The organism is Rhizobium sp. TRM96647 (assembly GCF_025780115.1).
Classification (GTDB): domain Bacteria; phylum Pseudomonadota; class Alphaproteobacteria; order Rhizobiales; family Rhizobiaceae; genus Mycoplana.
In genome coordinates this window covers 311,566-336,135 of sequence record NZ_JAOXHF010000004.1, presented here as the reverse complement: position 1 = coordinate 336,135, position 24,570 = coordinate 311,566, and the positions used below count along the sequence as shown (strand labels likewise).

The 24,570-nt window shown below is 65.4% G+C and carries 24 protein-coding genes; 12 read left to right on the top strand and 12 right to left on the bottom strand.

Going from position 1 to position 24,570, the window contains the following annotated elements; genetic code table 11:
• Window positions 1-456 precede the first annotated feature (456 nt).
• From rpoN to ptsN, 3 genes are all read left to right on the top strand, one after another.
• A complete protein-coding gene (rpoN, locus tag OCK02_RS10185; RefSeq protein WP_263812954.1) occupies window positions 457-2,031 on the top strand; it encodes an RNA polymerase factor sigma-54 in 1,575 nt (524 codons plus the stop codon).
• Between the two features lie 454 nt (window positions 2,032-2,485).
• Entirely contained in the window at window positions 2,486-3,061 is a 576-nt protein-coding gene (hpf, locus tag OCK02_RS10180; RefSeq protein WP_183801465.1) for a ribosome hibernation-promoting factor, HPF/YfiA family, read from the top strand.
• A gap of 75 nt (window positions 3,062-3,136) precedes the next feature.
• Entirely contained in the window at window positions 3,137-3,598 is a 462-nt protein-coding gene (ptsN, locus tag OCK02_RS10175; protein ID WP_230807439.1) for a PTS IIA-like nitrogen regulatory protein PtsN, read from the top strand.
• Between the two features lie 280 nt (window positions 3,599-3,878).
• Here ptsN and grpE read toward each other — a convergent pair whose 3' ends face one another.
• Window positions 3,879-4,487 (bottom strand): nucleotide exchange factor GrpE, encoded by a 609-nt coding sequence (gene grpE, locus OCK02_RS10170; RefSeq protein WP_263812953.1) that lies wholly within the window; start codon window positions 4,485-4,487, stop codon window positions 3,879-3,881.
• Window positions 4,488-4,748: 261 nt separating this feature from the next.
• Window positions 4,749-5,828: a heat-inducible transcriptional repressor HrcA gene (gene hrcA, locus OCK02_RS10165; RefSeq protein WP_263812952.1), complete on the bottom strand. Its 1,080-nt coding sequence runs from the start codon at window positions 5,826-5,828 to the stop codon at window positions 4,749-4,751.
• A 230-nt stretch (window positions 5,829-6,058) separates the two neighbouring features.
• On the opposite strand from hrcA, the gene rph reads away from it, so the two are divergent.
• From rph to hemW, 4 genes are all read left to right on the top strand, one after another.
• The gene (gene rph / locus OCK02_RS10160) at window positions 6,059-6,775 is read left to right on the top strand and encodes a ribonuclease PH (RefSeq protein WP_263812951.1); all 717 of its coding nucleotides are present in this window, start codon (window positions 6,059-6,061) and stop codon (window positions 6,773-6,775) included.
• Between the two features lie 86 nt (window positions 6,776-6,861).
• Window positions 6,862-7,302, top strand: coding sequence for a VOC family protein (locus tag OCK02_RS10155; RefSeq protein WP_263812950.1), 441 nt, complete (start codon window positions 6,862-6,864; stop codon window positions 7,300-7,302).
• Between the two features lie 11 nt (window positions 7,303-7,313).
• The gene (gene rdgB / locus OCK02_RS10150) at window positions 7,314-7,958 is read left to right on the top strand and encodes an RdgB/HAM1 family non-canonical purine NTP pyrophosphatase (protein WP_230807444.1); all 645 of its coding nucleotides are present in this window, start codon (window positions 7,314-7,316) and stop codon (window positions 7,956-7,958) included.
• Window positions 7,959-7,968: 10 nt separating this feature from the next.
• Window positions 7,969-9,165, top strand: coding sequence for a radical SAM family heme chaperone HemW (gene hemW / locus OCK02_RS10145; RefSeq protein WP_263812949.1), 1,197 nt, complete (start codon window positions 7,969-7,971; stop codon window positions 9,163-9,165).
• A gap of 39 nt (window positions 9,166-9,204) precedes the next feature.
• Here the strand turns inward: hemW and OCK02_RS10140 are convergent, their stop codons facing one another.
• From OCK02_RS10140 to rpsT, 3 genes are all read right to left on the bottom strand, one after another.
• Window positions 9,205-9,678, bottom strand: a complete 474-nt coding sequence (locus OCK02_RS10140) for a VOC family protein (RefSeq protein WP_263812948.1) — start codon at window positions 9,676-9,678, stop codon at window positions 9,205-9,207.
• 247 nt (window positions 9,679-9,925) lie between these two features.
• The gene (gene dnaA / locus OCK02_RS10135) at window positions 9,926-11,473 is read right to left on the bottom strand and encodes a chromosomal replication initiator protein DnaA (RefSeq protein ID WP_263812947.1); all 1,548 of its coding nucleotides are present in this window, start codon (window positions 11,471-11,473) and stop codon (window positions 9,926-9,928) included.
• A gap of 873 nt (window positions 11,474-12,346) precedes the next feature.
• Entirely contained in the window at window positions 12,347-12,613 is a 267-nt protein-coding gene (gene rpsT, locus OCK02_RS10130; protein WP_230807448.1) for a 30S ribosomal protein S20, read from the bottom strand.
• A 636-nt stretch (window positions 12,614-13,249) separates the two neighbouring features.
• On the opposite strand from rpsT, the gene OCK02_RS10125 reads away from it, so the two are divergent.
• Both OCK02_RS10125 and OCK02_RS10120 read left to right on the top strand, forming a co-directional pair.
• Window positions 13,250-14,782: a YifB family Mg chelatase-like AAA ATPase gene (locus tag OCK02_RS10125; protein ID WP_263812946.1), complete on the top strand. Its 1,533-nt coding sequence runs from the start codon at window positions 13,250-13,252 to the stop codon at window positions 14,780-14,782.
• 373 nt (window positions 14,783-15,155) lie between these two features.
• A complete protein-coding gene (locus tag OCK02_RS10120; RefSeq protein WP_263812945.1) occupies window positions 15,156-15,656 on the top strand; it encodes an SRPBCC domain-containing protein in 501 nt (166 codons plus the stop codon).
• Between the two features lie 80 nt (window positions 15,657-15,736).
• On the opposite strand, the gene cysK is transcribed toward OCK02_RS10120, so the two are convergent.
• Window positions 15,737-16,705: a cysteine synthase A gene (cysK, locus tag OCK02_RS10115; RefSeq protein WP_263812944.1), complete on the bottom strand. Its 969-nt coding sequence runs from the start codon at window positions 16,703-16,705 to the stop codon at window positions 15,737-15,739.
• 164 nt (window positions 16,706-16,869) lie between these two features.
• Window positions 16,870-17,487: a LysE family translocator gene (locus OCK02_RS10110; protein WP_263812943.1), complete on the bottom strand. Its 618-nt coding sequence runs from the start codon at window positions 17,485-17,487 to the stop codon at window positions 16,870-16,872.
• Between the two features lie 307 nt (window positions 17,488-17,794).
• On the opposite strand from OCK02_RS10110, the gene OCK02_RS10105 reads away from it, so the two are divergent.
• A complete protein-coding gene (locus tag OCK02_RS10105) occupies window positions 17,795-18,313 on the top strand; it encodes a Dps family protein (RefSeq protein ID WP_230809016.1) in 519 nt (172 codons plus the stop codon).
• Window positions 18,314-18,406: 93 nt separating this feature from the next.
• On the opposite strand, the gene OCK02_RS10100 is transcribed toward OCK02_RS10105, so the two are convergent.
• Together OCK02_RS10100 and dut are read right to left on the bottom strand one after the other, a co-directional pair.
• On the bottom strand, window positions 18,407-19,303 hold the full coding sequence (locus tag OCK02_RS10100) for a GNAT family N-acetyltransferase (RefSeq protein WP_263812942.1): 897 nt from the start codon (window positions 19,301-19,303) through the stop codon (window positions 18,407-18,409).
• 9 nt (window positions 19,304-19,312) lie between these two features.
• A complete protein-coding gene (gene dut / locus OCK02_RS10095; RefSeq protein WP_263812941.1) occupies window positions 19,313-19,783 on the bottom strand; it encodes a dUTP diphosphatase in 471 nt (156 codons plus the stop codon).
• A 97-nt stretch (window positions 19,784-19,880) separates the two neighbouring features.
• Here dut and OCK02_RS10090 point away from each other — a divergent pair, with 97 nt between their 5' ends.
• Window positions 19,881-21,464: a peptide chain release factor 3 gene (locus OCK02_RS10090; protein WP_263812940.1), complete on the top strand. Its 1,584-nt coding sequence runs from the start codon at window positions 19,881-19,883 to the stop codon at window positions 21,462-21,464.
• 22 nt (window positions 21,465-21,486) lie between these two features.
• Here OCK02_RS10090 and OCK02_RS10085 read toward each other — a convergent pair whose 3' ends face one another.
• The 3 genes from OCK02_RS10085 to OCK02_RS10075 all read right to left on the bottom strand — a co-directional run bounded on the left by OCK02_RS10085 (window position 21,487) and on the right by OCK02_RS10075 (window position 23,515).
• Window positions 21,487-22,350, bottom strand: coding sequence for a DUF2182 domain-containing protein (locus OCK02_RS10085; protein ID WP_263812939.1), 864 nt, complete (start codon window positions 22,348-22,350; stop codon window positions 21,487-21,489).
• A 9-nt stretch (window positions 22,351-22,359) separates the two neighbouring features.
• On the bottom strand, window positions 22,360-22,995 hold the full coding sequence (locus tag OCK02_RS10080; protein WP_263812938.1) for a DUF1326 domain-containing protein: 636 nt from the start codon (window positions 22,993-22,995) through the stop codon (window positions 22,360-22,362).
• 115 nt (window positions 22,996-23,110) lie between these two features.
• Window positions 23,111-23,515, bottom strand: coding sequence for a GFA family protein (locus OCK02_RS10075; protein WP_263812937.1), 405 nt, complete (start codon window positions 23,513-23,515; stop codon window positions 23,111-23,113).
• 193 nt (window positions 23,516-23,708) lie between these two features.
• Here OCK02_RS10075 and OCK02_RS10070 point away from each other — a divergent pair, with 193 nt between their 5' ends.
• Window positions 23,709-24,542 (top strand): class II glutamine amidotransferase, encoded by an 834-nt coding sequence (locus OCK02_RS10070; RefSeq protein ID WP_263812936.1) that lies wholly within the window; start codon window positions 23,709-23,711, stop codon window positions 24,540-24,542.
• Window positions 24,543-24,570: the final 28 nt, after the last annotated feature.

The window sequence follows — 24,570 nt, the reverse complement described above, 5'->3', positions numbered from 1 at the left end:
TTTCGGCTTCCTTTTCACGGGTTTTCGCCGCACTACCGGATTTCCACGGGTGGCGTCGACAAGCCTCGCGCAAAAGCAGGCCATGCCGCGACAATTTCGCGCTTCCGCCGCCGCGGAGGCGACGAAATTCACCTTATCGCGCAACGGCTGCTTGACCAAATCCGATAAAAAAGCAATTTTTGGGCCAGCCTGAAATTCCGGGTGGGACCTGAGGTCCGCCGACCCGGAACCAACACCGCGGCACGGCCCTTCCGGGACCGGTTTTGGAAGGGCGGCTGGGTGTATGCTGCACCGCGCAGCCCTTGGAGGGCGCTCAGAGGCGGCAACAGAATTGTGAACTGCGCATCGTCCGTTGCGGAGATCGGCACCGATTTCTGCAGAGGAGAGCGCTTGCGTGCGGCGTCCTTGTTGACTTTCGAGCGACATGTGGCGACGTCAGGGAGTATGAGCGTCCGCATGGCACTCGCAGCCAGCCTTCTTCTACGGCAAAGCCAGTCTCTGGTGATGACGCCGCAACTGATGCAGTCGATCCAGTTGCTGCAGATGACGCATCTGGAGTTGACGCAGTTCATCGAGAACGAGGTCGAGCGCAATCCCCTGCTTGAACTCGTGTCCGGCGACGACGCCGCCCGCGGCAGCGATGTCACCCATGCCGAGAGCGATTATTACTCCGTCAACGAGGAGCGCCCTGCGGCAAGCGGCGAGCCAGCCGCGGACGGCTATGCCGGCGACCTCTACGATTCGGCGACGGCGGGCCGGACCGAAGCCATGGCGGAATCCTTCGATACCAGCATGGAGAACGTGTTCCCCGACGATGCCGGCCCGAAGACGGCGGACGCGCCGGAACTGCTCGGGCAGTGGAAGTCGATGCCGGGTGCGGGAGACGGCGACGGCGAAGGCTACGATCTCAACGAGTTCATCGCCGGGCGCACCACTTTGCGCGACCACCTCGAGGCCCAGGTTCCGTTTTCGCTCACCGCTGCCGTCGACCGGCTGATCGCCGGGCACCTGATCGACCAGCTGGACGAGGCCGGCTACCTGAGTTCGAACCTTGCGGAGACCGCGCTGAAGCTCGGAAAGCCGCTGCAGGACGTCGAGCGCGTGCTCGATACGCTGCAGCAGTTCGATCCTCCCGGCGTCTTCGCGCGCACGCTTGCCGAATGCCTTGCGATCCAGCTTCGCGCCCGCGACCGCTTCGATCCGGCGATGGCGGCGCTGATCGGCAATCTCGAGCTTCTCGCCCGCCGCGACTTCGCGGCATTGAAGCGCCTGTGCGGCGTCGACGAGGAAGACCTGATCGACATGCTGGCGGAGATCCGCAAGCTCGATCCGAAGCCGGGGACGCGCTTCCAGGCGGGTGTCAGCGAATCCGTCGTTCCCGACATCGTCGTGCGGACGGCGCCGGACGGAAGCTGGATCGTCGAGCTCAATCCCGAGACGCTGCCGCGCGTCCTGGTCAACAATGAATACTATGCCTCCGTCTCGCGCCGGTCCGACCGGGCGAGCGACGACCAGGCCTTTCTCAACGAATGCCTGCAGAACGCCAACTGGCTGACCCGGAGCCTGGACCAGCGGGCCAAGACGATCATGAAGGTGGCGACCGAGATCGTCCGCCTGCAGGACGCCTTCCTGATGCACGGCGTGGACCACCTGCGGCCGCTCAACCTGAAGACGGTCGCCGACGCCATCAAGATGCACGAATCGACCGTCAGCCGCGTGACGTCGAACAAGTACATGCTGACGCCCCGTGGCCTGTTCGAGCTGAAATACTTCTTCACCGTGTCCATCGGCGCCTCCGGCGGCGGCGAGTCGCATTCGGCGGAATCGGTGCGCCACCGGATCCGCACGATGATCGCCCAGGAGACGCCGGAAGAAATCCTTTCCGACGACGACATCGTGGATATCCTCAAGAAGGGCGGCGTGGACATCGCCCGTCGGACGGTCGCGAAATACCGCGAAGCGATGAACATCCCCTCCTCCGTCCAGCGCCGGCGGGAGAAGCGGGCGCTGGCCAAGGCTGCCGGATTCTGACGCCTGCGGCGACCGCGCCACAATTCCTCCTGCCGAACAAATCGACGTGAAGGTCCGCGCAGGGCCTTCACCGTCAGCTCACACATTCGTGGCTGGCTAAGGGTGCCGGCCGGCACCGCAGAAGGTCGATGTAAACCAAGGTGTTAACGCAACCTGCGGGCTCACTCCTGCCGCGGCGGCAAAGATCGGCACCGGCCGATGGATCCAATTTTCGTTTGCGCCGTTGTCATTGATGGCGAGAATGTGTCCGGCCTGTTCCGGCCGGTGCTGTTGACTCTCGGGAAAGGAAGGGATAGATGCCCGCCCCAATTCCAGCGAGAAGACAGGCCGGATCTGGTATGCCCGTTTTCCCCGGTACGACAGGCGATAATATGGTGCTCGCGTGAAGTGCTTGGATGACGGGTCCGGTTGGAATAGACTGTGACACGCAAATCACAATCTGAGAGGAAGCTCCATGAGTGTGCGTGTATCCGGCAAACATATGGAAATCGGCGATGCTTTCCGGCTGCGAATTGAAGAGCAGATCGGGGCGGCCGTCACCAAGTATTTCGATGGAGGATATTCGAGCCAGGTCACCGTGGAAAAATCCGGTTCGCGATTCAGCGCCGACTGCAAGGTACACCTCGACACGGGTGCCGCCCTGCAGGCAAACGGTGAGGCGAACGATCCGATTATCGCGTTCGACGCGGCTTCCGATCGGATCGAGAAGCGCCTCCGCCGCTACAAGCGCAAGCTCAAGGACCACCACAACGGAAACGGCCATGACGCCTATGCGGAAGTCGCCTACGCCGTCGTGGATGCCATACCGGACGACACGGATGAACTTCCGGCCGACTACGCGCCGACGATCGTTGCGGAAAGCACGAAGAAGCTGAAGACCATGTCCGTTGCGAGCGCCGTCATGGCGCTCGACATGACGGACGAACCGGTTCTGCTCTTCCGCAGCGTCGGGCAGGAGCAACTCAACATCGTCTACAGACGAAACGACGGAAATATTGGCTGGATAGATGCAGCCAATATCAAAGGCTAAAGTGGCAGGGGAAAGCGTCCGGGGGCTGGGCGCTTTCCGCTTCAATCCTTCACTGCGGCTCACGAGGACAGAAGAATGGCATTGGCAGGTTTGCTGCAGCAGAGTGCGATAATTCCGGCTATGAAAGCCAATTCGAAGAAGCAGCTACTTCAGGAACTGGCAATAAAAGCGGCGAAGATCACCGGACTTCCGGAGCGCGAGATATTCGATGTCATCCTCCAGCGCGAGCGTCTTGGCTCGACGGGGGTCGGCAACGGCATCGCCATCCCGCATGGCAAGCTCAAGGAACTGGATCAGATCACCGGCCTCTTCGCCCGCCTGGAGACGCCCGTGGACTTCGAAGCCCTGGACGACCAGCCGGTCGACCTGGTCTTCCTGCTGCTCGCGCCGGAAGGCGCGGGCGCCGATCACCTCAAGGCCCTTTCGCGCATCGCCCGGGTGCTGCGCGATCCGGCCATGGTGGCGAAGTTGCGGTCTTCGGATTCGGCCACGGCGATCTACGCCTGCCTGAGCGAGGAACAGGCCAACGCCGCCTGATCGGACCGCCGGACAGACGCACGCAAAAGGGAGCGCCCCGGCGTTCTTCCCTAAAGGTGTGCTTGCGTGCATGAACGTGCCCGACGGTCGGCGGTTCTCGCCCTGACCGGCGACAGGAAGACAGGAAAAACCGGCGGCCTTGTGGCACGCCGGTTTTCTTTTTCTGCCGATCCATTGACGACCGATCTCCCGGCCCACTCTCCCGGTTCCAGAAAAGAAGAAAACCCGGCAGCCGCGAGGTTGCCGGGTTGGAAGATGTCGATTGCCGATTTCGCCGGGCTCAGGCCTGGTCGGGCTTGTCTCCGCCGGCGGCGACCTTGGGGCCACCCTTGGAAACACCGACCATGGCAGGCCGCAGGACGCGGTCGCCGATCTTGTAGCCGTCCTGCACCACCTGCAGAACGGTGCCGTGCGGCACCTCCGCGTTCGGCACCTCGAACATGGCCTGATGGAAGTTGGGGTCGAACTTCTCGCCGATCGGCTCGAGCTTGCGGACGCCGTGACGCTCCAGCGCCGACAGCATCGAGCGCTCGGTCATCTCCACGCCCTCGATCAGAGCCAACAGGCCGGCGTCACCCGCTTCACGGGCGTCGGCCGGGATGGCCTCGAGGCCGCGGCGCAGATTGTCGGAAACCGCGAGCATGTCTCGTGCGAAGCCCGAAATCGCATAGGACTTGGTGTCCTTGATGTCACGCTCGGTACGGCGGCGCAGATTGTCCATCTCGGCGGCAAGGCGCAGGTACTTGTCGCGCAGATCGGCGTTCTCCGCCTTGAGCTGGTCGACCGGATCGGCTTCTGCCTCCGCGACTTCGGTCTCTGGCGACACAGCGGCAATCTCGGCCTCGTCATTGGCGGCTTCGGGGGCGTGCTTGCTGGTATCGTCGGTCATGATTTTCTCCGGATTGAGAAAGCGGCATGTCCCGGGATCGATCGCGATGCTCCGGGCCACGCATGGGTTGAACGGACGGAGCAGGCCGGCACATCCCTCATGGCGGCGCGGCGCTCCTTCATTCCCCGACTGTCCGCACAGTTCGAACCTGCGCGGACATCAAGAGGGAGTTGAGGCGGATATCGAGCTTCGTGGCGAAAAAATCAAGGCTCTTTGCCGAACTCGGCAAAATCGCGGCCCCTTGCGCGGCACACTCCGGCGTCAACGGGAAAGCTGGGACATCAGTTGCGCGGTGTAATCCACCATCGGCACGATGCGCGAGTAGTTCAGCCGCGTCGGCCCGATCACGCCGACGGCACCTACGATCCGCTCCTCGCCGTCCCGGTAGGGCGCTACGATCAGCGACGAGCCCGAGAGCGAGAACAGCTTGTTTTCCGAGCCGATGAAGATGCGGACGCCCGGGCCGGTCTCGGCGAGGTCCAGGAGCTCGATCAGGCTGTCCTTCTTCTCCAGGTCGTCGAACAGCATCCGCAGCCGGTCCACATCCTCGGCGCCGGCCAGCCCTTCCAGCAGATTGGCCCGCCCGCGTACGATCAGCCGGGTCGGGTTCGACGCGTCGTTGCCACCCGACCACACGGCGAGGCCGCGTTCGACGAGGTCCTGCGACAGTTGGTCCAGTTCCTGGCGGACGGTCTGGCGAAGCCGATCGAGCTTGGTGCGCGCCTCCAGGATGGTATTGCCCGCCAGATGGGCGTTGAGGAAGTTGGCAGCCTCCGTCAGCTGCGAATTGGTGGTGCCGGCCGGAAGGTCGATGATGCGGTTTTCGACCTGGTCGTGTTCGCCGACGAGCACGACCAGCGCCTTGGTCGGCTCCAGCCTGATGAACTCCACATGCTTGAGGACGGAATCGCTCTTGGTGGTGATGACGATGCCGGCGCCGCGCGACACGCCCGACAGCATGCTGCTCGCCTCGGTCATCATCGTCTCGACGCTCTGGCCGTGGCCCGGGCGATGGACGTGGCGTTCGATCGAGGCCTTGTCCTCGTCGGAGACGCCGCCCACGCGCATGAAGGCATCGACGAAGAAACGCAGACCCATCTGCGTCGGCAATCGCCCGGCGCTGACATGCGGCGAATAGATCAGCCCCAGCGCCTCGAGGTCGGCCATCACATTGCGCACGGATGCCGGCGAGAGCGATATCGGCAGGATGCGGGAGAGGTTGCGGGATCCGAGCGGCTCGCCGCGCTCCAGGTAACTCTCGACGATCCGTCGGAAAATCTCGCCCGCCCGCTCGTCAAGCGCCGCATAGATGTCCGTATCCGCGGGAGTCCTCAGTACCATGCCGATCATACAAACGTTGTCACCAAGCCTGAATATAGGGGTGCGCCCGGGCCCCGCACAAGGACAATTGCGCTCGCGGCCGGCGGCAATACCCTGAAATCGCGCCGCTCCGGCAGTACCTTTCCGACTGGCCTGACCGAATGACGCGACGGCCGGATCGAAATCGATTTCGATTCTCCGGCCGATGCGCTAGAAGCAGCCGCAGATTTCAAGAGAACACGGAGTACACGATGCGGCCGTCAGGCAGAAAGACCGATCAGATGCGCAAGATTTCCTTCGAGCGCAATTTCTCCAAGCATGCGGAAGGCTCGTGCCTGGTGAAGTTCGGCGACACCCACGTACTCTGCACCGCCAGCCTGGAGGAAAAGACGCCGCCGTGGCTGAGAAATAGCGGCAAGGGCTGGGTCACCGCCGAATACGGCATGCTGCCGCGCGCCACCGGCGAGCGGATGCGGCGCGAGGCGTCCGCCGGCAAGCAGGGCGGCCGCACGCAAGAGATCCAGCGCCTGATCGGCCGGTCGCTCCGCGCCGTCGTCGACCTCACGGCCCTCGGCGAGCGGCAGATCACCATCGACTGCGACGTGATCCAGGCCGACGGCGGCACGCGCACGGCATCGATCACCGGCGCCTGGATCGCCCTCAACGACTGCCTGAAGTGGATGGAAACCCGCAGCATGATCAAGGTCGAGAAGGTCCTGAAGGACCATGTCGCGGCGATCTCCTGCGGCATCTTCGCCGGCCAGTCGGTGATCGATCTCGATTATCTGGAGGATTCCGCCGCCGAGACGGATGCGAACTTCGTCATGACCGGCTCGGGCGGCATCGTCGAGATCCAGGGAACGGCCGAGGGCAAGCCCTTCACCGACGAGGAGTTCGCAAGCCTGATGGCGCTTGCCAAGGCCGGCATCGCCGATCTCGTCGAGATGCAGAAGCAGGCGATCGCCTGAGTGGCGGGGGCTGGCAGCCCCCTTGCCCCGCATCCGCCCTTCGGGCACCTTCTTCCGGCTTAAGGGGAGAGGGACAGGAGGAGACGATGGCCGATCCGCAGCATCCTCTCGACGGCATCCTCGAGACCGCGCTCTATGCCGGTGACCTGGATGCGGCCGAGGCCTTCTACGGCGGGCTGCTGGGGCTGGAGAAGATCACCCGGCACGCGAACCGCCACGTCTTCTACCGCTGCGGCCAGGGCGTGCTTCTGATCTTCAACCCGAAGGAAACGGTGGTGCCCCCGGCTCCGGAGGCATTCCCGGTCCCGGCACACGGAATGACGGGACAAGGCCACGTCTGCTTTCGCGCATCGGCCGCAGCGCTTGATTTCTGGGTGGAAAAGCTCAAAGAAGCTGGGATCGCCATCGAGGCCGATTTCCGCTGGCCGAACGGCGCCCGCTCCATATATTTCCGCGACCCCGCCGGAAACAGCCTCGAATGCGCCGAACCCGGCCTCTGGGGCGTAGACCCCGGGGATAGGACCTGACAGGAACAGACATGCGCAAGCTCGATACCCGGACGATCGTCGTCGCCAGCCACAATGCCGGCAAGATCAGCGAGATCCGCGACCTGATCGGCCCGCTCGGCTTCACCGCGAAATCCGCCGCCGACCTGAACTTCGTCGAACCGGACGAGACCGGCACGACATTCGAGGAGAATGCGGCGATCAAGGCGCTGGCCTCGGCCAAGGCTGCGGGGCTTCCCGCGCTCTCCGACGATTCCGGGCTCGTAATCGACGCGCTCGGCGGCGCCCCCGGCGTCTACACCGCCAACTGGGCGGAGAAGGAAGACGGCAGCCGCGACTTCGCCATGGCGATGGGCAAGGTGGAAGAAGCGCTCTCGCAGAAGGGCGCCACGGCGCCGGCGGACCGCAGCGCCCGCTTCGTCTCCGTGCTCTGCCTGGCCTGGCCGGACGGGCACACCGAAATGTTCCGCGGCGAGATCGAGGGCACGGTCGTCTGGCCGCCGCGCGGCAGCCAGGGCTTCGGCTACGATCCGGTGTTCCAGCCGGAAGGCCACGCGGTGACCTTCGGAGAGATGAGCGCGCAGGAGAAGCATGGCTGGAAGCCCGGCGATGCGGTCGCCCTGTCGCACCGGGCCCGCGCCTTCAAGCGCTTCGTCGAAACCTGCCTGGACGCTTGAAGGCACACCGATGACGGCGGTCACCCCCTTTGCACCGAGGCAGCCGGTCACCGGCGATCCGCTGGATCCCGGCTTCGGCGTCTATGTGCACTGGCCCTTCTGTGCCGCCAAGTGCCCCTATTGCGACTTCAACAGCCATGTCCGCCACCAGCCGGTCGACCAGGATCGTTTCGTCGCTGCCTTCCTGGCGGAGATGGAGACGATGCGGCGGCTGACCGGCCCGCGTACCGTCACCAGCATCTTCATGGGCGGCGGCACGCCGTCGCTGATGCAGCCTTCGACCGTGGACGCGATCCTTTCGGGCATCGGCCGCCACTGGCACCTGCCTGACGGCATCGAGATCACCATGGAGGCGAACCCCTCCAGCGTCGAGGCCGAACGCTTCCGCGGCTACCGGGCGGCCGGCGTCAATCGGGTCTCTCTCGGCGTCCAGGCGCTCAACGACCGCGACCTGAAGTTCCTCGGGCGGTTGCACGACGTCGACGACGCGCTGAAGGCGATCCGGCTGGCGCGCGAGATTTTCCCGCGCATGTCCTTCGACCTGATCTACGCCCGGCCGAACCAGACGGTCGCCGAATGGGACGCGGAACTGAAGCAAGCCGTGTCCTATGCCGTCGACCATCTGTCGCTCTATCAGTTGACCATCGAGGAGGGCACGCCCTTCTACGGCCTGCACAAGGCCGGCAAGCTGGTGGTGCCGGACGGCGAGCAGTCGGCGATCCTCTATGAGGCGACGCAGGAAATCACCGCCCGCGAGGGCATGCCGGCCTACGAGGTCTCCAATCACGCCCGGCCGGGTGCGGAGAGCCGACACAACCTCACCTACTGGCGCTACGGCGACTATGTCGGCATCGGCCCCGGTGCCCATGGCCGTCTGTCTGCGGGCGATGCGAAGATTGCGACCGCGACGGAGCGCCATCCCGAGACCTGGCTCGGCCGGGTCGAGGCGGAAGGGCACGGCATGGTCGACCGGGAGGTTCTGGCGCTTTCCGAACAGGCCGACGAACTGCTCCTGATGGGCCTGCGCCTGACCGAGGGCGTCGACCTCATCCGCTGGCAGACACTCGCAGGCCGCGGCCCGGACCCCGACCGCGAGCAGTTCCTGATCGACCACGGCTTCATCGAGCGCCTCGGCAATTCGCGCCTGCGCTGCACGCCCGCCGGCATGCTGATCCTGGACGCGGTGGTCGCGGACCTCGCCTGCTGAGCGCCACCCTGCCGCATCTGAGGGAGAAGAGACGGCGCCTCAGCCGCGCCGGGCCGCCTCGATCGCCTTCACGTCGATCTTCTTCATGGTCATCATCGCATCGAAGGCGCGCTTTGCCTCGTCGCCGCCGATCGCCAGCGCTTCGGTCAGGACGCGCGGGGTGATCTGCCAGGACACGCCCCACCTGTCCTTGCACCAGCCGCACTCGCTTTCCCGGCCGCCGTTGCCGACAACGGCGTTCCAGTAGCGGTCGGTCTCTTCCTGGTCATCCGTTGCGATCTGGAACGAGAAGGCTTCGCTCTGCTGGAACGCAGAGCCGCCGTTCAGGCCGATGCAGGGGATGCCGGCAACGGTGAATTCAACGACCAGCACGTCTCCCTCCTGGCCGGAGGGATAATCCCCGGGTGCCCGGATGACGGCGTCCACGGTGCTGTCGGGAAAGGTCTCGGCATAGAAGCGGGCCGCGGCCTCGGCATCCTTGTCGTACCAAAGGCAGATCTTGTTCTTCGCCATCGCATCGTCCTTTCGCTCTCGGAGCCCAGCACCCTTGCGAAATATGGGGCAAGTCGCTTCTGTCCAGCCCACGCAGGCGATTTCATCCTGCGGCTCCGCGTGGAGCGACAGTGCCGCCGCGCCCCGAAAACAGCCGGATTCGCAATCTTTCTGGGAACCCCTATCCGGCTCAGCAACCAGGAATAAAAAAGAGCCCGGGGCCTCGCGCTCCCGGGCTCAAGGGCCGCACCCCCAGGCGCGAAGGATACTATTCGTTGATCAGTCGCTTGAGCAGTTCGATCTCGTGGCTCAGCTTCGTGTCGGAAGCGATCAGGTCCTCGATCTTGCGGACCGCGTGCAGCACGGTCGTGTGATCGCGACCGCCAAAGCGGCGGCCGATCTCCGGGAAGGAACGCGGCGTCAGCGTTTTCGACAGATACATGGCGATCTGGCGGGGCATGACGACGACGCGCGTGCGCCGGCTGGAGACGAGTTCCTGGCGGGAGACATTGTAGTGCTTGGCCACCACGCGCTGGATGTCCTCGATCCGCACGCGGCGCGGCTCGCCGGCACCGACGAGGTGCGCCAGAAGCTCGTCGACGCGCTCGACGGTGAGGTTCGGCTCGAAGGTGCGCCGGAACAGCAGCTGGTTGAAGGCGCCTTCCAGTTCGCGGCCGCTTGCCGTGATGCTGCGAGCGACATGGTTGAGGATCTCCGCCGGAATTTCCAGCGAGGCATCCTCCAGGCGGGCCACCTCGAGGCGGCGCTTGAGGATCTCAAGCCGCATCTCGTAGTCCGGCGCCTCCATCTCGATGGCGACACCGCCCTGCAGGCGGGACCGCACGCGCGGATCGAGGGATTCCAGCTCCCAGGGGGCGCGGTCGGCAGCGACCACCACCTGCTTGGCGGAATCGAGCAGCATGTTGAGCAGATGGCAGAATTCGTTCTGGATCGAATTGCCCTGCAGGAACTGCATGTCGTCGATGACCAGGAGATCGATGTTGCGCAGCGTCTCCTTCAGCGACAGCGCATCGTTGTCGCGGATCGCGGTGGCAAAGCGCCACATGAAGTATTCGGCCGTCAGATAGACGACCCGCGGGCTGCGGGCGCTGGCGAGCGCGGCATTGGCGATCGCCTGCAGGAGATGCGTCTTGCCCAGACCGACGCTGGAATGGATGAAGAGCGGATTGAAGCGTACGGCGCTGGCGCCGGCCTCGGCGATCGTCTTTGCGGCGGCGAGCGCCACCCGGTTGGACGAGCCCTCGACAAAGGTATCGAAGGTGTAGCGCGGGTCGAGCGGCGAGCCGAACAGCGGGCCGGGCGCCGACTGGCGCTGCTGCGCCTTTTCGGTGATGCCGGCTGCGGCCTGCGCGACCGTCTGCGGGCCGGCGACGCGACGTGCCTGGGAAGCCGGCGCGGCCTCGACGGCCGTCGCAGCCTCCTCGATGCCGGCGCGCACGCCGCGGGTGGCCGTCCGCACCAGGATCTCGATCTTGAGGATCTCCGGCTCCTCCTGCTGGAAAAGCGTCGTGATCAGATCGAGATAACGATTGTTGATCCAGGATTTGAGGAAGGTCGTCGGCACAGAGAGCCGGACGACTGTCTTGGAGTGGGAATGGAGCTTCAGCCGGCCGAACCAGCTGGCGTAGACGTCCTGGCCTACCTGCGCCTTGAGGCGCGCGCTGACCCGTTCGAAGAGAGCGTCATGCCGCGTTTCGGATTTTTCGTCTGGCTTCCCGCTTCCGTCTGCGATTGCCTTCAGTGCGTCGTCCCCGTTCGAATATGCACTGACAGACGTGGCCGTATTTACTTGCATTGTGCCGCCTTTCAAGTTCAGTCGACGCACCGGCATGTCATGCCGGCGCCGCGTGGTCCATCCTCAGCCGCCTCTACCGGAGCCAATCGGCAGCGCGGACTCGGTTTCGCCGGTCACGTCGCCCCACTCCTGAACGCGACCAGCAAACTCGGGCCTGAACGGGCCGGCCAATAGCCACCCGTCTTCCGCCCATCCGGCAGCGCGAAATCCTCGTACAGATCGCGCGACCGTCACTCTCTCACTTCTCCCGTCCACCGACCCCGCCGCCACTGTCCTCGCAGCAGCACGGGGACGAAGCAGACCAACGGCAAATCCCGACCGCTCCGGCGAAACCCTAAACGGGCAGCCGGTCTCCTGCTTCTGGTGTCCGATGAACCGGAGCTATGCACTCCGCACAGGGTTGAAACATCCGGGCACCAGCCATTCACGGCGGTGTTTGGCGTTTCCTATACGCTTGTGTGTGCGCCCCCTGTGGAAGGCATTTAGGCAGGATCAAACGGCAAGATCAATGCCGAATTTTCCGCAAAATTAACGGGCAGCCGTTGACTCCTTTGACGCAATTTGTCTCGGAAACCGGGTCCTTCAGAAGAATCCATTATGAATCAATGGCTTTGTTTCACCGACCTGCTCAACGAGAGCGCGAAACGAAAAAAATAATAATTCTCTTGACTCTCAGTCCGCCGCAATTGCCCCCACCTCAGGTAGTCCCCTCGCGGTCATCCTCTTATAAATGACTGAATTTTCTTGCTTTTTTCTGTCATGCCTCTGACATGAGACAGCCTTGCGCATTAACCATAGCGGCGACAAAAAGGCAAAGAAAAAGCCCGGCGAAAACGCCGGGCTCCATCAAAATTGCATAGCTGCGGATGCAAATCAGGCAGAAAGCGCCTTTACACGATGTGCGAGTCGCGAAACCTTGCGGGACGCAGTATTGGCGTGGACGACGCCCTTTGTCGCGGCGCGCATCAGTTCCGGCTGTGCGGCCTTCAGCGCAGCCGCTGCTGCAGCGGCGTCACCGGCGGCCAGCGCCTCCTCGACCTTGCGGACGAAGGTGCGGACGCGCGAACGGCGAGCCTTGTTGATCTCAGTGCGGCGAGCGATCTTGCGGGTCGCCTTTTTCGCCGAAGTCGTATTGGCCATGGATGCCTCTCTTCAGAAACCGGACGCGAACTCCACCTTCGCCGTGCCGGGTCACTGCGACCTGTCATCCAAGCAATTCGGGAGTACTATCGGAAAACCTTGGAACTGGCTTTCCAAACTGTGGGCCGGCGTATAGCGGGAATTGGCAGGCCCGTCAACGAGCAAATTGAAGAAATACCGCAGGGAATTCCAGCCCGACCGATTCAGAATACGGGCTTTTGCGCCGCCCGGCCATGGGAGAACACGCCCGGTAGGCCTTGCCGCCACATCCGTCCACGCATCCCGCGCTAACGCCGTTCATTCCCACTGCCTTCAAGACACGGTCCGATGATGGCTCTCCCACACGCAGCCAGGAAGCCCAAAGTCACAGGCCGCGGCGAACACGCCGCCCGCGTTTGTTCCGCCTCTACAACCGACCACATCTCATGCGGGAACAATCCGCGTCTTTGTTCGATAATTGTTCTTGTTATATTCCATTTCTCGTGCAAGGATATCAACCATGGCTTGAGGGGGAGTTGAAAACAACCTTTGCGGCGCAACAGATTCCGGCCCGCGTGCCGCAGCGGCCGCAAGGTGCGGACTTCTCCTACCTTCCGTTTTCGATCGGCATGATGCCGGCCTATCTTGAGGTTTGTCATGGTGGCACGGGTGAGCACGGTGGCGTTTCAGGGCATCGACGGCGTTCCCGTCGACGTCCAGGTGATGGTGGCGCCGGGGAAGATCGGCATGCAGATCGTCGGCCTGCCGGACAAGGCGGTCGCCGAAAGCCGGGAACGGGTGCAGGCGGCCCTGCATGCGTCCGGGCTTTCGCTGCCGGCCAAGCGGGTGACGGTCAATCTCGCGCCGGCGGACCTGCCCAAGGAGGGCAGCCACTTCGACCTGCCGATCGCGCTCGGCCTGATGGCGGCACTCGGCGCCATTCCCGCCGATGCGCTGGAGGGCTACGTCGTCATCGGCGAACTCAACCTCGACGGCACGATCGCCGCGATCGCCGGCGCGCTACCGGCCGCGATCGGCGCCAACGCGCTGGGCAAGGGCCTGATCTGCCCGGCCGACAGCGGCGCGGAGGCCGCCTGGGCGGGGGCGGAACTCGATATCGTCGCGCCCCGCAGCCTGATCGCGCTCGCCAACCACTTTCGCGGCACGCAGGTGCTGTCGCGGCCCGAGCCGGCGATCCGAACGGCGCCGGCCGACATGCCGGATCTCGCCGACATCAAGGGGCAGGAAAGCGCCAAGCGGGCGCTGGAGGTCGCAGCCGCCGGCGGCCACAATCTCCTGATGGTCGGGCCGCCGGGTTCCGGCAAGTCGATGCTGGCCGCGCGCCTTCCCTCCATCCTGCCGCCGCTGGCGCCCGCAGAACTGCTGGAAGTGTCGATGATCCATTCGATCGCCGGCCAGCTTGCCGGCGGCCGCCTGTCCGATCGCCGGCCCTTTCGTGCCCCGCATCATTCGGCGACCATGGCCGCGCTGATCGGCGGCGGCCTGCGCGCCCGGCCGGGCGAGGCGTCGCTGGCCCATCACGGCGTGCTGTTCCTGGACGAGTTTCCCGAATTCACGCCGCAGGTGCTGGACGCGCTGCGCCAGCCGCTGGAAACCGCCGAATGCGTGATCGCGCGTGCAAACCACCGGGTCAGCTATCCGGCGGCGATCCAGCTGGTCGCGGCCATGAACCCCTGCCGTTGCGGCATGGCGGGCGAGCCGGGGCAATCCTGCGCCCGCGGCCCCCGCTGCATGGCCGACTACCAGGCGCGCATCTCCGGCCCGCTGATGGACCGCATCGACATCCGCATCGACGTTCCGGCGGTATCTGCGGCCGACCTGATCCGGCCGATGCCGGCCGAGCCGAGCGCGGTCATCGCCCGCCGGGTTGCCCGGGCGCGCGCGGCCCAGCGCGACCGCTTCGCAACCCTCGGCCATCCGCAGATCGCCACCAATGCCCGGGCCTCGACGGCGCTGATCGAACGCATCGTCGAGCCGGACCCGGGCGGCCTGCAGCTTCTTCGGGATGCGGCGGAGAAGATGCGCTTCTCCGCCCGCGGCTATCACCGCGTTCTCAAGGTCGCAAGGACGCTCGCCGACCTGGACGGGAAGGACATCGTCGGCCGCATCCATCTCGCCGAGGCGATCTCCTATCGCATCGCCGGCGAGCGGCTGGCTGCCGCGGCCTGACGTCGGCGTATCGACCGCCGCACCCGCAGCAGTCGCCGCCCGGCGGCGGGGTTGATCCACCACAATCGCGGTCATGCGGGCGGCCGGGCGCACGGATCGATCGGTCGTACGCCTATCGACTTGCTCTGGAGAGCCATGAATGAGCTTCCATGTGCCGTATAGCCCGGAGGCTGCCAGGGTCCGGCCTCGTCGCCCGCCGCACTATCGAATACGCCGGCAAGTCCGCAGGGGGCGGATACATCGGATGGCGGGGCCATATTGCTCTCTGCTGCAGAAGGCGTCCGCCGGCGCTCCGGCCTCGCGTGGCCCCCGTGCGATCATGGCAGCGAACCTATACAAAAGAGCGCTCATGTCATTGCACAGGAAGGTCGCCATGCCCCGCAAAGCCCATCCGTACCGCACCGACAGCGTTTCCAGGGTGATCCTGGCACCGCCGGAGCGGATCTACCGCGCCCTGCTCGATCCGGTCGCCGTCGCGTCCTGGCTCCCGCCGAAGGGCATGGATGCCCGCATCGTTGCGTTCGAGCCCTGGGAAGGCGGCGCCTATGCGGTGACCCTGAGCTATCGGGATGCCCGTGGCAGCGGCAAGACGTCCGCCGATGAGGACGTCGTCCGCGGCCGCTTCGTGCGGCTTGTCGCCGATGAGGAAGTCGTACAAGTGATGCGCTTCGAAAGCGACGATCCCGCCTTCGCGGGCGAGATGACCATCACCTGGGCACTGGAGGCACTGGGGGCACTGGAGGCACTGGAAACGGTGCAAGCCGGGACGAAAGTGACGGCCACCTGCGCGAACGTCCCGGCCGGCATCTCCAAGGCCGACCACGAGACCGGGTTGCGATCGACGCTCGACAACCTTGCAAGCTTCACGGAGTGATCCGCGCAGACCTGTGCGCTACGCCGGGGCAGGAGCTCCGCCCGGCGTGGCACCCATCCTTCTCCGTCGGGCCGGAACGATCAGCCGCCCAGGCCTTCGAACAGCGCCGTGGAAAGATAGCGCTCGGCGAAGGAGGGAATGATGACGACGATGGTCTTGCCTTCGTTTTCCGGACGGCTGCCCACCTTGATCGCCGCGGCGAGGGCCGCACCAGAGGAAATGCCGACCGGCACGCCTTCCAGCCGGGCCACGAGCCGGGCGTTCTCGAAGGCCTCGTCGTTGCTGACGGTGACGACTTCGTCATAGACCTTCGTGTCGAGGACGGCGGGCGCGAAGCCGGCGCCGATCCCCTGGATCTTGTGCGGCCCGGGATTGCCGCCAGAAAGCACCGGGCTGTCGGCCGGCTCGACGGCGACGACCCTGAAGCCCGGCTTTTTCGCCTTCAGCACCTGGCCGGCGCCGGTGATCGTGCCGCCCGTGCCGATGCCGGAGACGAGGATGTCGACCTGGCCGTCGGTGTCGTTCCAGATCTCTTCCGCCGTCGTCTTGCGGTGGATCTCGGGGTTGGCCGGATTTTCGAACTGCTGCGGGATGACAGCGTCGGGCAGCGTCGCGACCAGTTCCTCGGCCTTGGCGATCGCCCCCTTCATGCCCTTCGCACCCTCGGTCAGAACGAGTTCGGCACCGAGCAGCGCCAGCATCTTGCGACGCTCGATCGACATGGTTTCCGGCATGGTCAGGATCAGCTTGTAGCCCTTGGCGGCAGCGGCGAAAGCGAGCGCGATGCCGGTGTTTCCGGAGGTCGGCTCCACCAGCGTCGTCTTGCCGGGCGTGATCTTGCCCTGCGCTTCCAGCGCCTCGATCATGGCGACCCCGATGCGGTCCTTCACCGATGCGATCGGGTTGAAGAACTCCAGCTTGGCCAGAAGGTTGGCCTTGACGCCCTTCTCCTTCGCCAGCTTGTCGAGGCGGACGATCGGGGTATCGCCGATCGTCTCGGTGATGGAGGCATAGACGCGGCCGCGGCCGGGCTTGCGGATCTCAGGCATTTCGGTCTCCCTTTCATTCTGCTGTTGCAGGGAGAATAGGTTCTAAGGCGAGCGCAGGCCAGTGGCAGATCGTCCACGCCTTGCCGCCGGACTGGAAAAAAGCGCTTCCCATCCGGGTTGAGAACGGATCTTTATTTCACGCAAGGCGGGCTGCGGTGCGCGCGTTACGCAGCGCGCGTCGCGATATAGGCGGCCGTGCTGGCGAGGACGCCGGCTGCGATGCGGTTCAGCGTCCGCAGGGCGGTCGGCTTTTTCAAGAGCAGCCGGGCGCGGGACGCGAGCGCCATGTAGGGGATCAGCACGACCAACAGGACGATGAAGGTCGCCGTCAGCAGCAGTCCGTACTCGTCGAGACCGATCGCTGCGAGATCGATCAGCGTCGGCACCAGCGCGACATAGAAGAGCATCGTCTTGGGGTTTCCGAGCGTCACCAGCAGGCCGGAGAGGAACGACATCGCCATGCTCGACGAGCCCCGTGCCTGGATTTCCTGCGGCACGAGCCCGGTCTTCCAGAGCTTCCAGGCGATGTAGCCGAGATAGAGCGCGCCGGCGATCTTGATCACCATGAAGGCGGTGGTGAAGGTCTGCGCGATGAAGGCAAGCCCCAGGATCACCGCCGTCAGGTAGATCATGTCGCCCAGGATCAGCCCGAGCCCCATGAAGAAGGTCTCCCTGAAGCCGGAGCCGAGCGCGCGGGCCACGATCGCGGTGATGCCGGGCCCCGGGATCGCCGCTGCGATGAAGAGCGCTCCGCTATAGGCAAGCAATGCTGCAAGTGTCATGGCAACCGCTCTTGAACACACATCCTGGAAATCTCTCTCCGCCCTCTCTACGCCCGCGCCGCTTCCGTTTCAAGCAGGCGCCGCGCGCGGTCTGCCTCCCCCGGGGCGGGCGCAGGATCGCGCCGGCCGTGACCTGATGTCACACGGTGGTGAAGAGGCGCTGATAGAGGACGCGCAGCCGTTGAAGAACAGGCGCTGCGCCCTAGCTTGTTGTGGCCGGCCGCCGCCGGAAGCCGGCGATGCCGCCGGCACGGTGCGGGCCCGGCATCCACGTCATTTCCCGCGTCAAAACAGAAGGAGTGTCTCCATGTCCACCGGTTCCGCCGAAAAGCGCAGGACTGCACCGCTCAAGACGCCGTCGGGCCTCGCCTCGAACGCGATCACCGACATTTCCGCCGCGCTGACGACGCTGCTTGCCGACATGTTCGCGCTCTACCTGAAGACCAAGAACTTCCACTGGCACGTCTCGGGCCCGCACTTCCGCGACTACCACCTGCTGCTCGACGAGCAGGCCGAGCAGATCTTCGCCACGACCGACGACATTGCCGAGCGCGCCCGCAAGATCGGCGGCACCACGCTGCGCTCCATCGGCCATGCGGCGCGCCTGCAGCGCATCCCCGACAATGATGCCGACTACGTCACGCCGGGCGACATGCTGGCCGAACTCCTGGAGGACAACAAGCACCTCGTCTCGCTCCTGCGCGAGACGCACGACCTCTGCGACGAGCACAACGACGTCGCCACCGCGAGCCTGCTGGAGAACTGGATCGACGAGGCCGAGCGCCGCACCTGGTTCCTGTTCGAGACGACGCGGCAGGCGAAATAAGCTCGCGGTTTTCGCCAGCGTTACGGCCGCCGCAGGGCGGCCGTCCCGGCTGTCCGCCTTCTGCCGTGACCCCGGGCAGGATCCGGTGCCTGCTCAGAACTCCGCCATCGGCGAAAGCCGCACGGGGCCGACCGGCGCGAGACCCGGCCGGCTGCGCAGCATGAAGCGGAGATCCTGGTCTTCGGCGATGCCCTCGCCCTCCCATTCCATCAGGTCCGGCGGAAACATGATCTCGACGCTGCGCGGCTGCAGTCCGAGTGCCTGCAGGATCGCGACGAGCGTGGGAATGCGCGTGCCGACCACGTCGAGCAGCGTGAACAGGCCGCTCTCACGCTCGTGCCGCCAGGCGATGACGGCCGGAACCGCCGGCAGGAGGCTCAGCGTCACATCTTCGACCAGCGCGGTGTTGAGCAGGAACGTCTGCGTGTTCCGACTGACGGAAAACCGCTGCGAAACCGGCGCACGCTCCTCCAGCAGGCCGCGAAGAAGGGACAGGTCGCGCTCATCGGCCATGTCGAGCGTCCGGCAGGTCGGGGTCGCATCCACCGGAGCGGGCGCGGGACCGACGAAGCGATGTTCGGGCACGGTCACGAAGCCGTGGGGCTCGTAGAGGCCCGGCTTGTCGGTATAGAGCACGATCGCCTCGAAGCCGCGCTCCTCGCATCTCTGCAGCAGGCGCCGGACGAGGTCGCGAAACAGGCCCCGGCCACGGTATTCCGGCAGGACCGCTCCGGACTGGAGGCCGGCGGCATGGACGGGCCGCCCGTCGATCACGAGCGGCATCGCAAAGGCCGACAGGTTCGCCACGCACCGGCCGCCGCCGTCGAACCAGGCCGAGGACATCAGGGTCCGGTCGTGCCCGCCCATCCGGTCCAGCGGGCTGACATCGACGTCGAACACGGTCAGAAGCAGCGCCTTCACCGCCGCCCAGCCGCCCGGATCGTCGAAATAGTCCTCGCGGAAACTCAGCCCGGCGCGGTCCCCGGTCATGCGTCGGCCCTATACTCCGGTCGAGCCGAAGCCGCCGGCACCGCGCTCGGTCGCACCTGCCTGCGACACCTCGCAGACCCTTGCCTGTACCACGGGCGCGATCACCATCTGGGCGATGCGCATTCCGCGCTCGATCGAAAAGTCGGCGTCACCGAGATTGACCAGCAACACCTTCACCTCGCCGCGATAGTCGCTGTCGATCGTGCCGGGCGTGTTGAGGCAGGTGATTCCGTGCTTGAAGGCGAGGCCGGAGCGCGGGCGCACCTGCGCCTCGAACCCGGCCGGGATCTCGAAGACGAAGCCGGTCGGCACCAGCGCACGCCGGCCCGGCGAAAGCACCATCGGCTCGCCATCCGCCACTGCGGCACGCAGGTCCATGCCGGCGGCGCCCGCCGTCTCGTAGGCGGGCAGATCGAGGCCCGCGCCATGCGGCAGGCGGACCAGGTTCAGGGTCGGATGGGGATCGTGACGGATGTTCATCCCCTATTAGCCGACCGGCGGCGGGCCGGGTCAAACGCGAATTGAAAGTTTTCCACGGAACCGCTACATAGCGCGCGACCAAGAGGATTTTCACGACATGGCCGAAAGTCTCGCCGAGGCGGTCTCCCGCCGCCGCACATTCGCTATTATCGCCCACCCGGATGCGGGCAAGACGACGCTGACCGAAAAGCTGCTGCTGTTCGGCGGCGCGATCCAGCTTGCCGGCGAGGTCAAGGCGAAGAAGGATCGCATCCAGACCCGTTCGGACTGGATGAAGATCGAGCGCGAGCGCGGCATCTCGGTCGTCACTTCGGTGATGACCTTCGAATATGAAGGCAACGTCTTCAACATCCTCGATACGCCCGGCCACGAGGACTTCGCCGACGACACCTACCGCACGCTGACGGCGGTGGATGCAGCGGTGATGGTGATCGACGCCGCCAAGGGTATCGAGCCGCGGACCTTGAAGCTGTTCGAAGTGTGCCGCATGCGCGACATCCCGATCATCACCTTCATCAACAAGATGGACCGCGAAAGCCGTGACCCCTTCGAGATCCTCGACGAGGTGGAAGAGAAGCTGGCACTCGACTGCGCACCGGTGACCTGGCCGATCGGCCGGTCGAAGACCTTCTGCGGCTCCTACCATCTTTCCACCAACGAGGTGCGCGGTTCCGACACCCAGGAACGACTGACCAAGGTCAACGATCCGGAGATGGCTTCGCATCGGTTGCCGGAAAACGAGCGCGAGGCCTTCATTGACGAGCTGACGCTGGCGATCGAGGCCTGCAAGCCTTTCGACAGGAAAGCCTTTCTCGAGGGACACCTGACGCCTGTCTTCTTCGGCTCGGCGCTCCGGAATTTCGGCGTGCGCGACCTGATCAACGCGCTGGGCAGCTTCGCGCCGCCGCCGCGCGACCAGGTGGCCGACATCCGCACGGTGCATGCGGCGGAAGACCGGATGACCGCCTTCGTCTTCAAGATCCAGGCGAACATGGACCCGAACCACCGCGACCGTATCGCCTTTGCCCGGGTCTGCTCGGGCAAGCTGGAGCGCGGCATGAAGGCGCGGCTGTCGCGCACCGGCAAGCAGCTCGGGCTGACGGCCCCGCAGTTCTTCTTCGCCTCGCAGCGCCAGCTCGCCGATACCGCCTATGCCGGCGACGTGGTCGGCATTCCCAACCATGGAACCTTGCGCATCGGCGATACGCTGACGGAAGGCGAGGCGCTGGTGTTCGAAGGCGTTCCGAACTTCTCCCCGGAAATTCTCCGCCGCGTCCGTCTCGAGGATGCGATGAAGGCGAAGAAGCTGAAGGAAGCGCTGCACCAGATGGCCGAGGAAGGCGTCGTGCAGCTCTTCTCGCCGGAGGACGGCTCGCCCGCGATCGTCGGTGTGGTCGGCGCACTGCAGCTCGACGTGCTGAAGGAGCGGCTGCAGGTGGAGTATGGCCTGCCGGTGTCCTTCGAAATGTCGCGTTTCTCCGTCTGCCGCTGGATCTCGGCGGACAATGCCGCCGATCTCGACAAGTTCGTCACCGCCCGGCGCGGCGATATCGCCCGCGACCTCGACGGCGACCCGGTGTTTCTGGCGCAGGACGCGTTTTCGCTGCGCTACGAGGCGGAGCGCTATCCGGCGATCAAGATGGCCGCGGTCAAGGAATATCACGTCGCCAAAGCGGCGTGAGGCCGCCCGATCCGGGCGCGCGTCAGGCTTGCCATAGCGCGCGTCCCACGAGCCAGAGGCCGGCGGCGACCAGAAGCACGCCGGCGGCGCGACCCATCCGGTCGCCGCCGGGCAGAAGCTTTTCCGCCAGCACGAAGATCGCGATCGCGGCGATCCAGAGGACGTTCATCACCCCGCCGACGAACAGCAGCAGCATCAGGGGCCAGCAGCAGCCGACGCAATAGGCACCGTGGCGTATGCCCATGAGGAAGGCGCCGGCAACGTCGCGGCGGAATCCGCCTGCGGCCTGCAGGAAGGCGGCCGGTGCGCGGCACTTGCCGAGGCAGGCGCCTTTCAGCGGCGTCCACTGGTAGAGCCCGGCTGTGACCAGAAGCACGCCGCTGAGAACGAGGCTCGCGCTCTCCATCATCGGCGTGAGCAACAGCGCCCGCTCCAGCAGCCACTGGCCGAGGGTGACCAAGAGCGAGAACAGGAACCAGACCGCGAGATAGCCTGCACAGAAAAGGCCGGTGGCGGCAATCGGCGTTCCCTTTGCCGCCGCGTGCCGCCCGACCCGGGCATAGAGCAGGATCATCGGCGAGGCCGACGGCAGCATCATCCCCACCATCATCACGAACCACATGGCGATCACCAGCGCCGTGTCGTTCATGGTCCATCCGGCAGCGACCACAGGCGTCATCGCCATGCCGGTCATATCCATCATGCCCGACATTGTCTCCATGCCCGGCATGCCGTCCATGGGGCCGTCTGCCGGCATAGGCGCTGCACCCATCGAACGGGCGAGCGAGAGCAGGTACAGCCAGGCGAGTGCCGTCATTGCCGCGAGGCACGCGGCGACGATCGCGCGGTCACGCCTGAGCAGCCTTTCGAGTGCCGGGTCCCCCATGGCCTCGGCCTAGTGGACGACGCCAGCGCCGGTCATGTGCAGCTTGCTGAAATGGGCGTGGCTATCGGCGAGCGACAGCGCGATCGACCCCTTCGTCTCCGCCCAGCCGCGCCCGACCTCGCAGACGTCGTATTCGAAGCCGTGCGGCAGGTTGATCCGGGCGCGGTGCTCCTGGCCGGTCACCGGATTGCGGATCGGCTCGGCCCGGGCATCGATCCAGCCGGGGATTTCGACGCGCGCCGTGCGACCGTCGATGTCGACATCAAAATCGATCCGGGTGAAGACCGGTTCGTGCACGGTGTCGAAGGTGGTGGCGAACACGGCGAAGAAGGTGGCGCCGGGTTCCGTGTCCTCACCGCTCATGATGCGTAGCAAGGCCTCGCGCTGTTGGGGGCTCGCCCGTTCGTCGACGATCGGCACGCACTGGCCGCCGCCTTCGTGGATCGCGCCGGGCCAGGCGGCGATCAACCCGATCCTTAACCCGTCGAGGCGGGTCTCGCCGTGAAACCCGTCCTCAATGTCGATCGCGCCGATCGCATGGCACTGTCCGTGCGTGGGCAGCGCGTTGAACTGGCAGGGGCAGCCATAGGCACAGTTGCAATGGATGAATTCGCGACCCTGGAGCTTCCAGCTGACGTTCGTCATGACGTCCTCCGCTGCGCGCTTCGATATATTATCGGATCGTAATTTAATACCCGCACGGACGCCTTGTCCAGCGCGCCCGCCTTTGCAATGGCCGTGCGCTCGGGAGGGCGGCGCGCTATTCGCCGTCCCGGGACGGCAGCCCGGCGAGGTTCATGGCCCACGGCAGGGCCGAGCGGCACCAAATCTGCCGCTTCGGAGCAAGGTCACGGCGCTGGTTGATCGTGCCGACGCGAATGCCGACCTCGTCCGCATCCTCGCCCTCGCCGGTGCGATAGCAGGGCGACCCGCATTTCGGGCAGAAATGCTGGAAGCTCCGGTTGCCGCTGTCGCCGGTCTTCACGTAGAGCGTGGGCGTTCCGCCGGTCAGGCGGAAATCCTCTGCCCGCGCCAGCGCGGTAACCCGGTAGGCGGACCCCGTCATCCGCTGGCAGTCCTTGCAATGGCAGATCGCGACGATGTCGGGATCGATCTCCGCCTCATAGGTGACGTGCCCGCAATGGCATTGTCCGTCGATGCGCATGTCCGCCTCCTCATATCGTTTCATGGGACGCCGATCCGCCACCGGCTGCGCGGAGCGGCTCGCAATGGCACAAATGGTTTCCGCGCCATTTACTTCCGTTAACGCAATTTTACCCTTTTTCGATGATTCTCGCAGGTGCACATGCAGTCCTCCCCTTCGGCCGTTGCGGCCGGCAGCCAAGCGAGTCGAACCTATGTGCCGTTGGGCAGCCTATCGCGGTGAACCGCTGTTTCTGGAAGAGCTCGTCTCCTCGCCGGCGCATTCGCTGATCGAGCAGTCTCATTGCGCCACCCGCGCCAAGACGGCGACCAATGGCGACGGCTTCGGCATCGCCTGGTACGGCGAGCGGCCAGAACCCGGACGCTACCGCGACATCCTGCCGGCCTGGTCGGACTGCAACCTGAAGAGCATCGCCCGGCAGATCCGCTCGCCCCTGTTTCTCGCCCATGTCCGGGCGGCCACCGGCGGCGGCACGCGGCGGGACAATTGCCACCCCTTCGTCCACGGCGTCTGGTCCTTCATGCACAACGGCCAGATCGCCGATTTCGAGCATCTGCGCCGGCCGATGGAGACGATGCTCGACAACGACCTCTATGCCGCCCGCACCGGGGCGACGGACTCGGAACTCCTGTTCCTGCTCGCCCTGCAGTTCGGCCTGGCGGAGGATCCGCTGGCGGCGATCGCCGAGACGATCGCCTTCGTCGAGCGACTGGCGCGGCATCTGGAGCGGCGGGTGCTGGTCCGTTTCACGGCCGCGCTCTCGGATGGCCGCACCCTCTATGCGATCCGCTACGCCACCGACCTGCGCGCGCCGACGCTCTATGCGGCGCCGATGGGCGGAGCCGGCGGCTACTGCCTCGTCTCCGAGCCCCTGAACGACGACACCGACGCCTGGGTCGAGATCCCGGACGGAAGCACCGTGGTGCTCGGCGAGGACGGCGTCGACGTCCGCCTCTTTTCGCCCGCCGGCCGGCCGGCGCCACTGCCGGCGCGCGCCGCCAGGCCGGAACTCGCAGTAGTCGGCTGAACCCGTCCTTAAGCGAAATCTCTCGATA

Excerpts from the sequence above, each read along its gene's own strand:
- rpoN (WP_263812954.1), top strand. The coding sequence starts at position 457 with ATGGCACTCGCAGCCAGCCTTCTTCTACGGCAAAGCCAGTCTCTGGTG.
- hpf (WP_183801465.1), top strand. The coding sequence starts at position 2,486 with ATGAGTGTGCGTGTATCCGGCAAACATATGGAAATCGGCGATGCTTTC.
- ptsN (WP_230807439.1), top strand. The coding sequence starts at position 3,137 with ATGGCATTGGCAGGTTTGCTGCAGCAGAGTGCGATAATTCCGGCTATG.
- grpE (WP_263812953.1), bottom strand. The coding sequence starts at position 4,487 with ATGACCGACGATACCAGCAAGCACGCCCCCGAAGCCGCCAATGACGAG.
- hrcA (WP_263812952.1), bottom strand. The coding sequence starts at position 5,828 with ATGGTACTGAGGACTCCCGCGGATACGGACATCTATGCGGCGCTTGAC.
- rph (WP_263812951.1), top strand. The coding sequence starts at position 6,059 with ATGCGGCCGTCAGGCAGAAAGACCGATCAGATGCGCAAGATTTCCTTC.
- OCK02_RS10155 (WP_263812950.1), top strand. The coding sequence starts at position 6,862 with ATGGCCGATCCGCAGCATCCTCTCGACGGCATCCTCGAGACCGCGCTC.
- rdgB (WP_230807444.1), top strand. The coding sequence starts at position 7,314 with ATGCGCAAGCTCGATACCCGGACGATCGTCGTCGCCAGCCACAATGCC.
- hemW (WP_263812949.1), top strand. The coding sequence starts at position 7,969 with ATGACGGCGGTCACCCCCTTTGCACCGAGGCAGCCGGTCACCGGCGAT.
- OCK02_RS10140 (WP_263812948.1), bottom strand. The coding sequence starts at position 9,678 with ATGGCGAAGAACAAGATCTGCCTTTGGTACGACAAGGATGCCGAGGCC.
- dnaA (WP_263812947.1), bottom strand. The coding sequence starts at position 11,473 with ATGCAAGTAAATACGGCCACGTCTGTCAGTGCATATTCGAACGGGGAC.
- rpsT (WP_230807448.1), bottom strand. The coding sequence starts at position 12,613 with ATGGCCAATACGACTTCGGCGAAAAAGGCGACCCGCAAGATCGCTCGC.
- OCK02_RS10125 (WP_263812946.1), top strand. The coding sequence starts at position 13,250 with ATGGTGGCACGGGTGAGCACGGTGGCGTTTCAGGGCATCGACGGCGTT.
- OCK02_RS10120 (WP_263812945.1), top strand. The coding sequence starts at position 15,156 with ATGCCCCGCAAAGCCCATCCGTACCGCACCGACAGCGTTTCCAGGGTG.
- cysK (WP_263812944.1), bottom strand. The coding sequence starts at position 16,705 with ATGCCTGAGATCCGCAAGCCCGGCCGCGGCCGCGTCTATGCCTCCATC.
- OCK02_RS10110 (WP_263812943.1), bottom strand. The coding sequence starts at position 17,487 with ATGACACTTGCAGCATTGCTTGCCTATAGCGGAGCGCTCTTCATCGCA.
- OCK02_RS10105 (WP_230809016.1), top strand. The coding sequence starts at position 17,795 with ATGTCCACCGGTTCCGCCGAAAAGCGCAGGACTGCACCGCTCAAGACG.
- OCK02_RS10100 (WP_263812942.1), bottom strand. The coding sequence starts at position 19,303 with ATGACCGGGGACCGCGCCGGGCTGAGTTTCCGCGAGGACTATTTCGAC.
- dut (WP_263812941.1), bottom strand. The coding sequence starts at position 19,783 with ATGAACATCCGTCACGATCCCCATCCGACCCTGAACCTGGTCCGCCTG.
- OCK02_RS10090 (WP_263812940.1), top strand. The coding sequence starts at position 19,881 with ATGGCCGAAAGTCTCGCCGAGGCGGTCTCCCGCCGCCGCACATTCGCT.
- OCK02_RS10085 (WP_263812939.1), bottom strand. The coding sequence starts at position 22,350 with ATGGGGGACCCGGCACTCGAAAGGCTGCTCAGGCGTGACCGCGCGATC.
- OCK02_RS10080 (WP_263812938.1), bottom strand. The coding sequence starts at position 22,995 with ATGACGAACGTCAGCTGGAAGCTCCAGGGTCGCGAATTCATCCATTGC.
- OCK02_RS10075 (WP_263812937.1), bottom strand. The coding sequence starts at position 23,515 with ATGCGCATCGACGGACAATGCCATTGCGGGCACGTCACCTATGAGGCG.
- OCK02_RS10070 (WP_263812936.1), top strand. The coding sequence starts at position 23,709 with ATGTGCCGTTGGGCAGCCTATCGCGGTGAACCGCTGTTTCTGGAAGAG.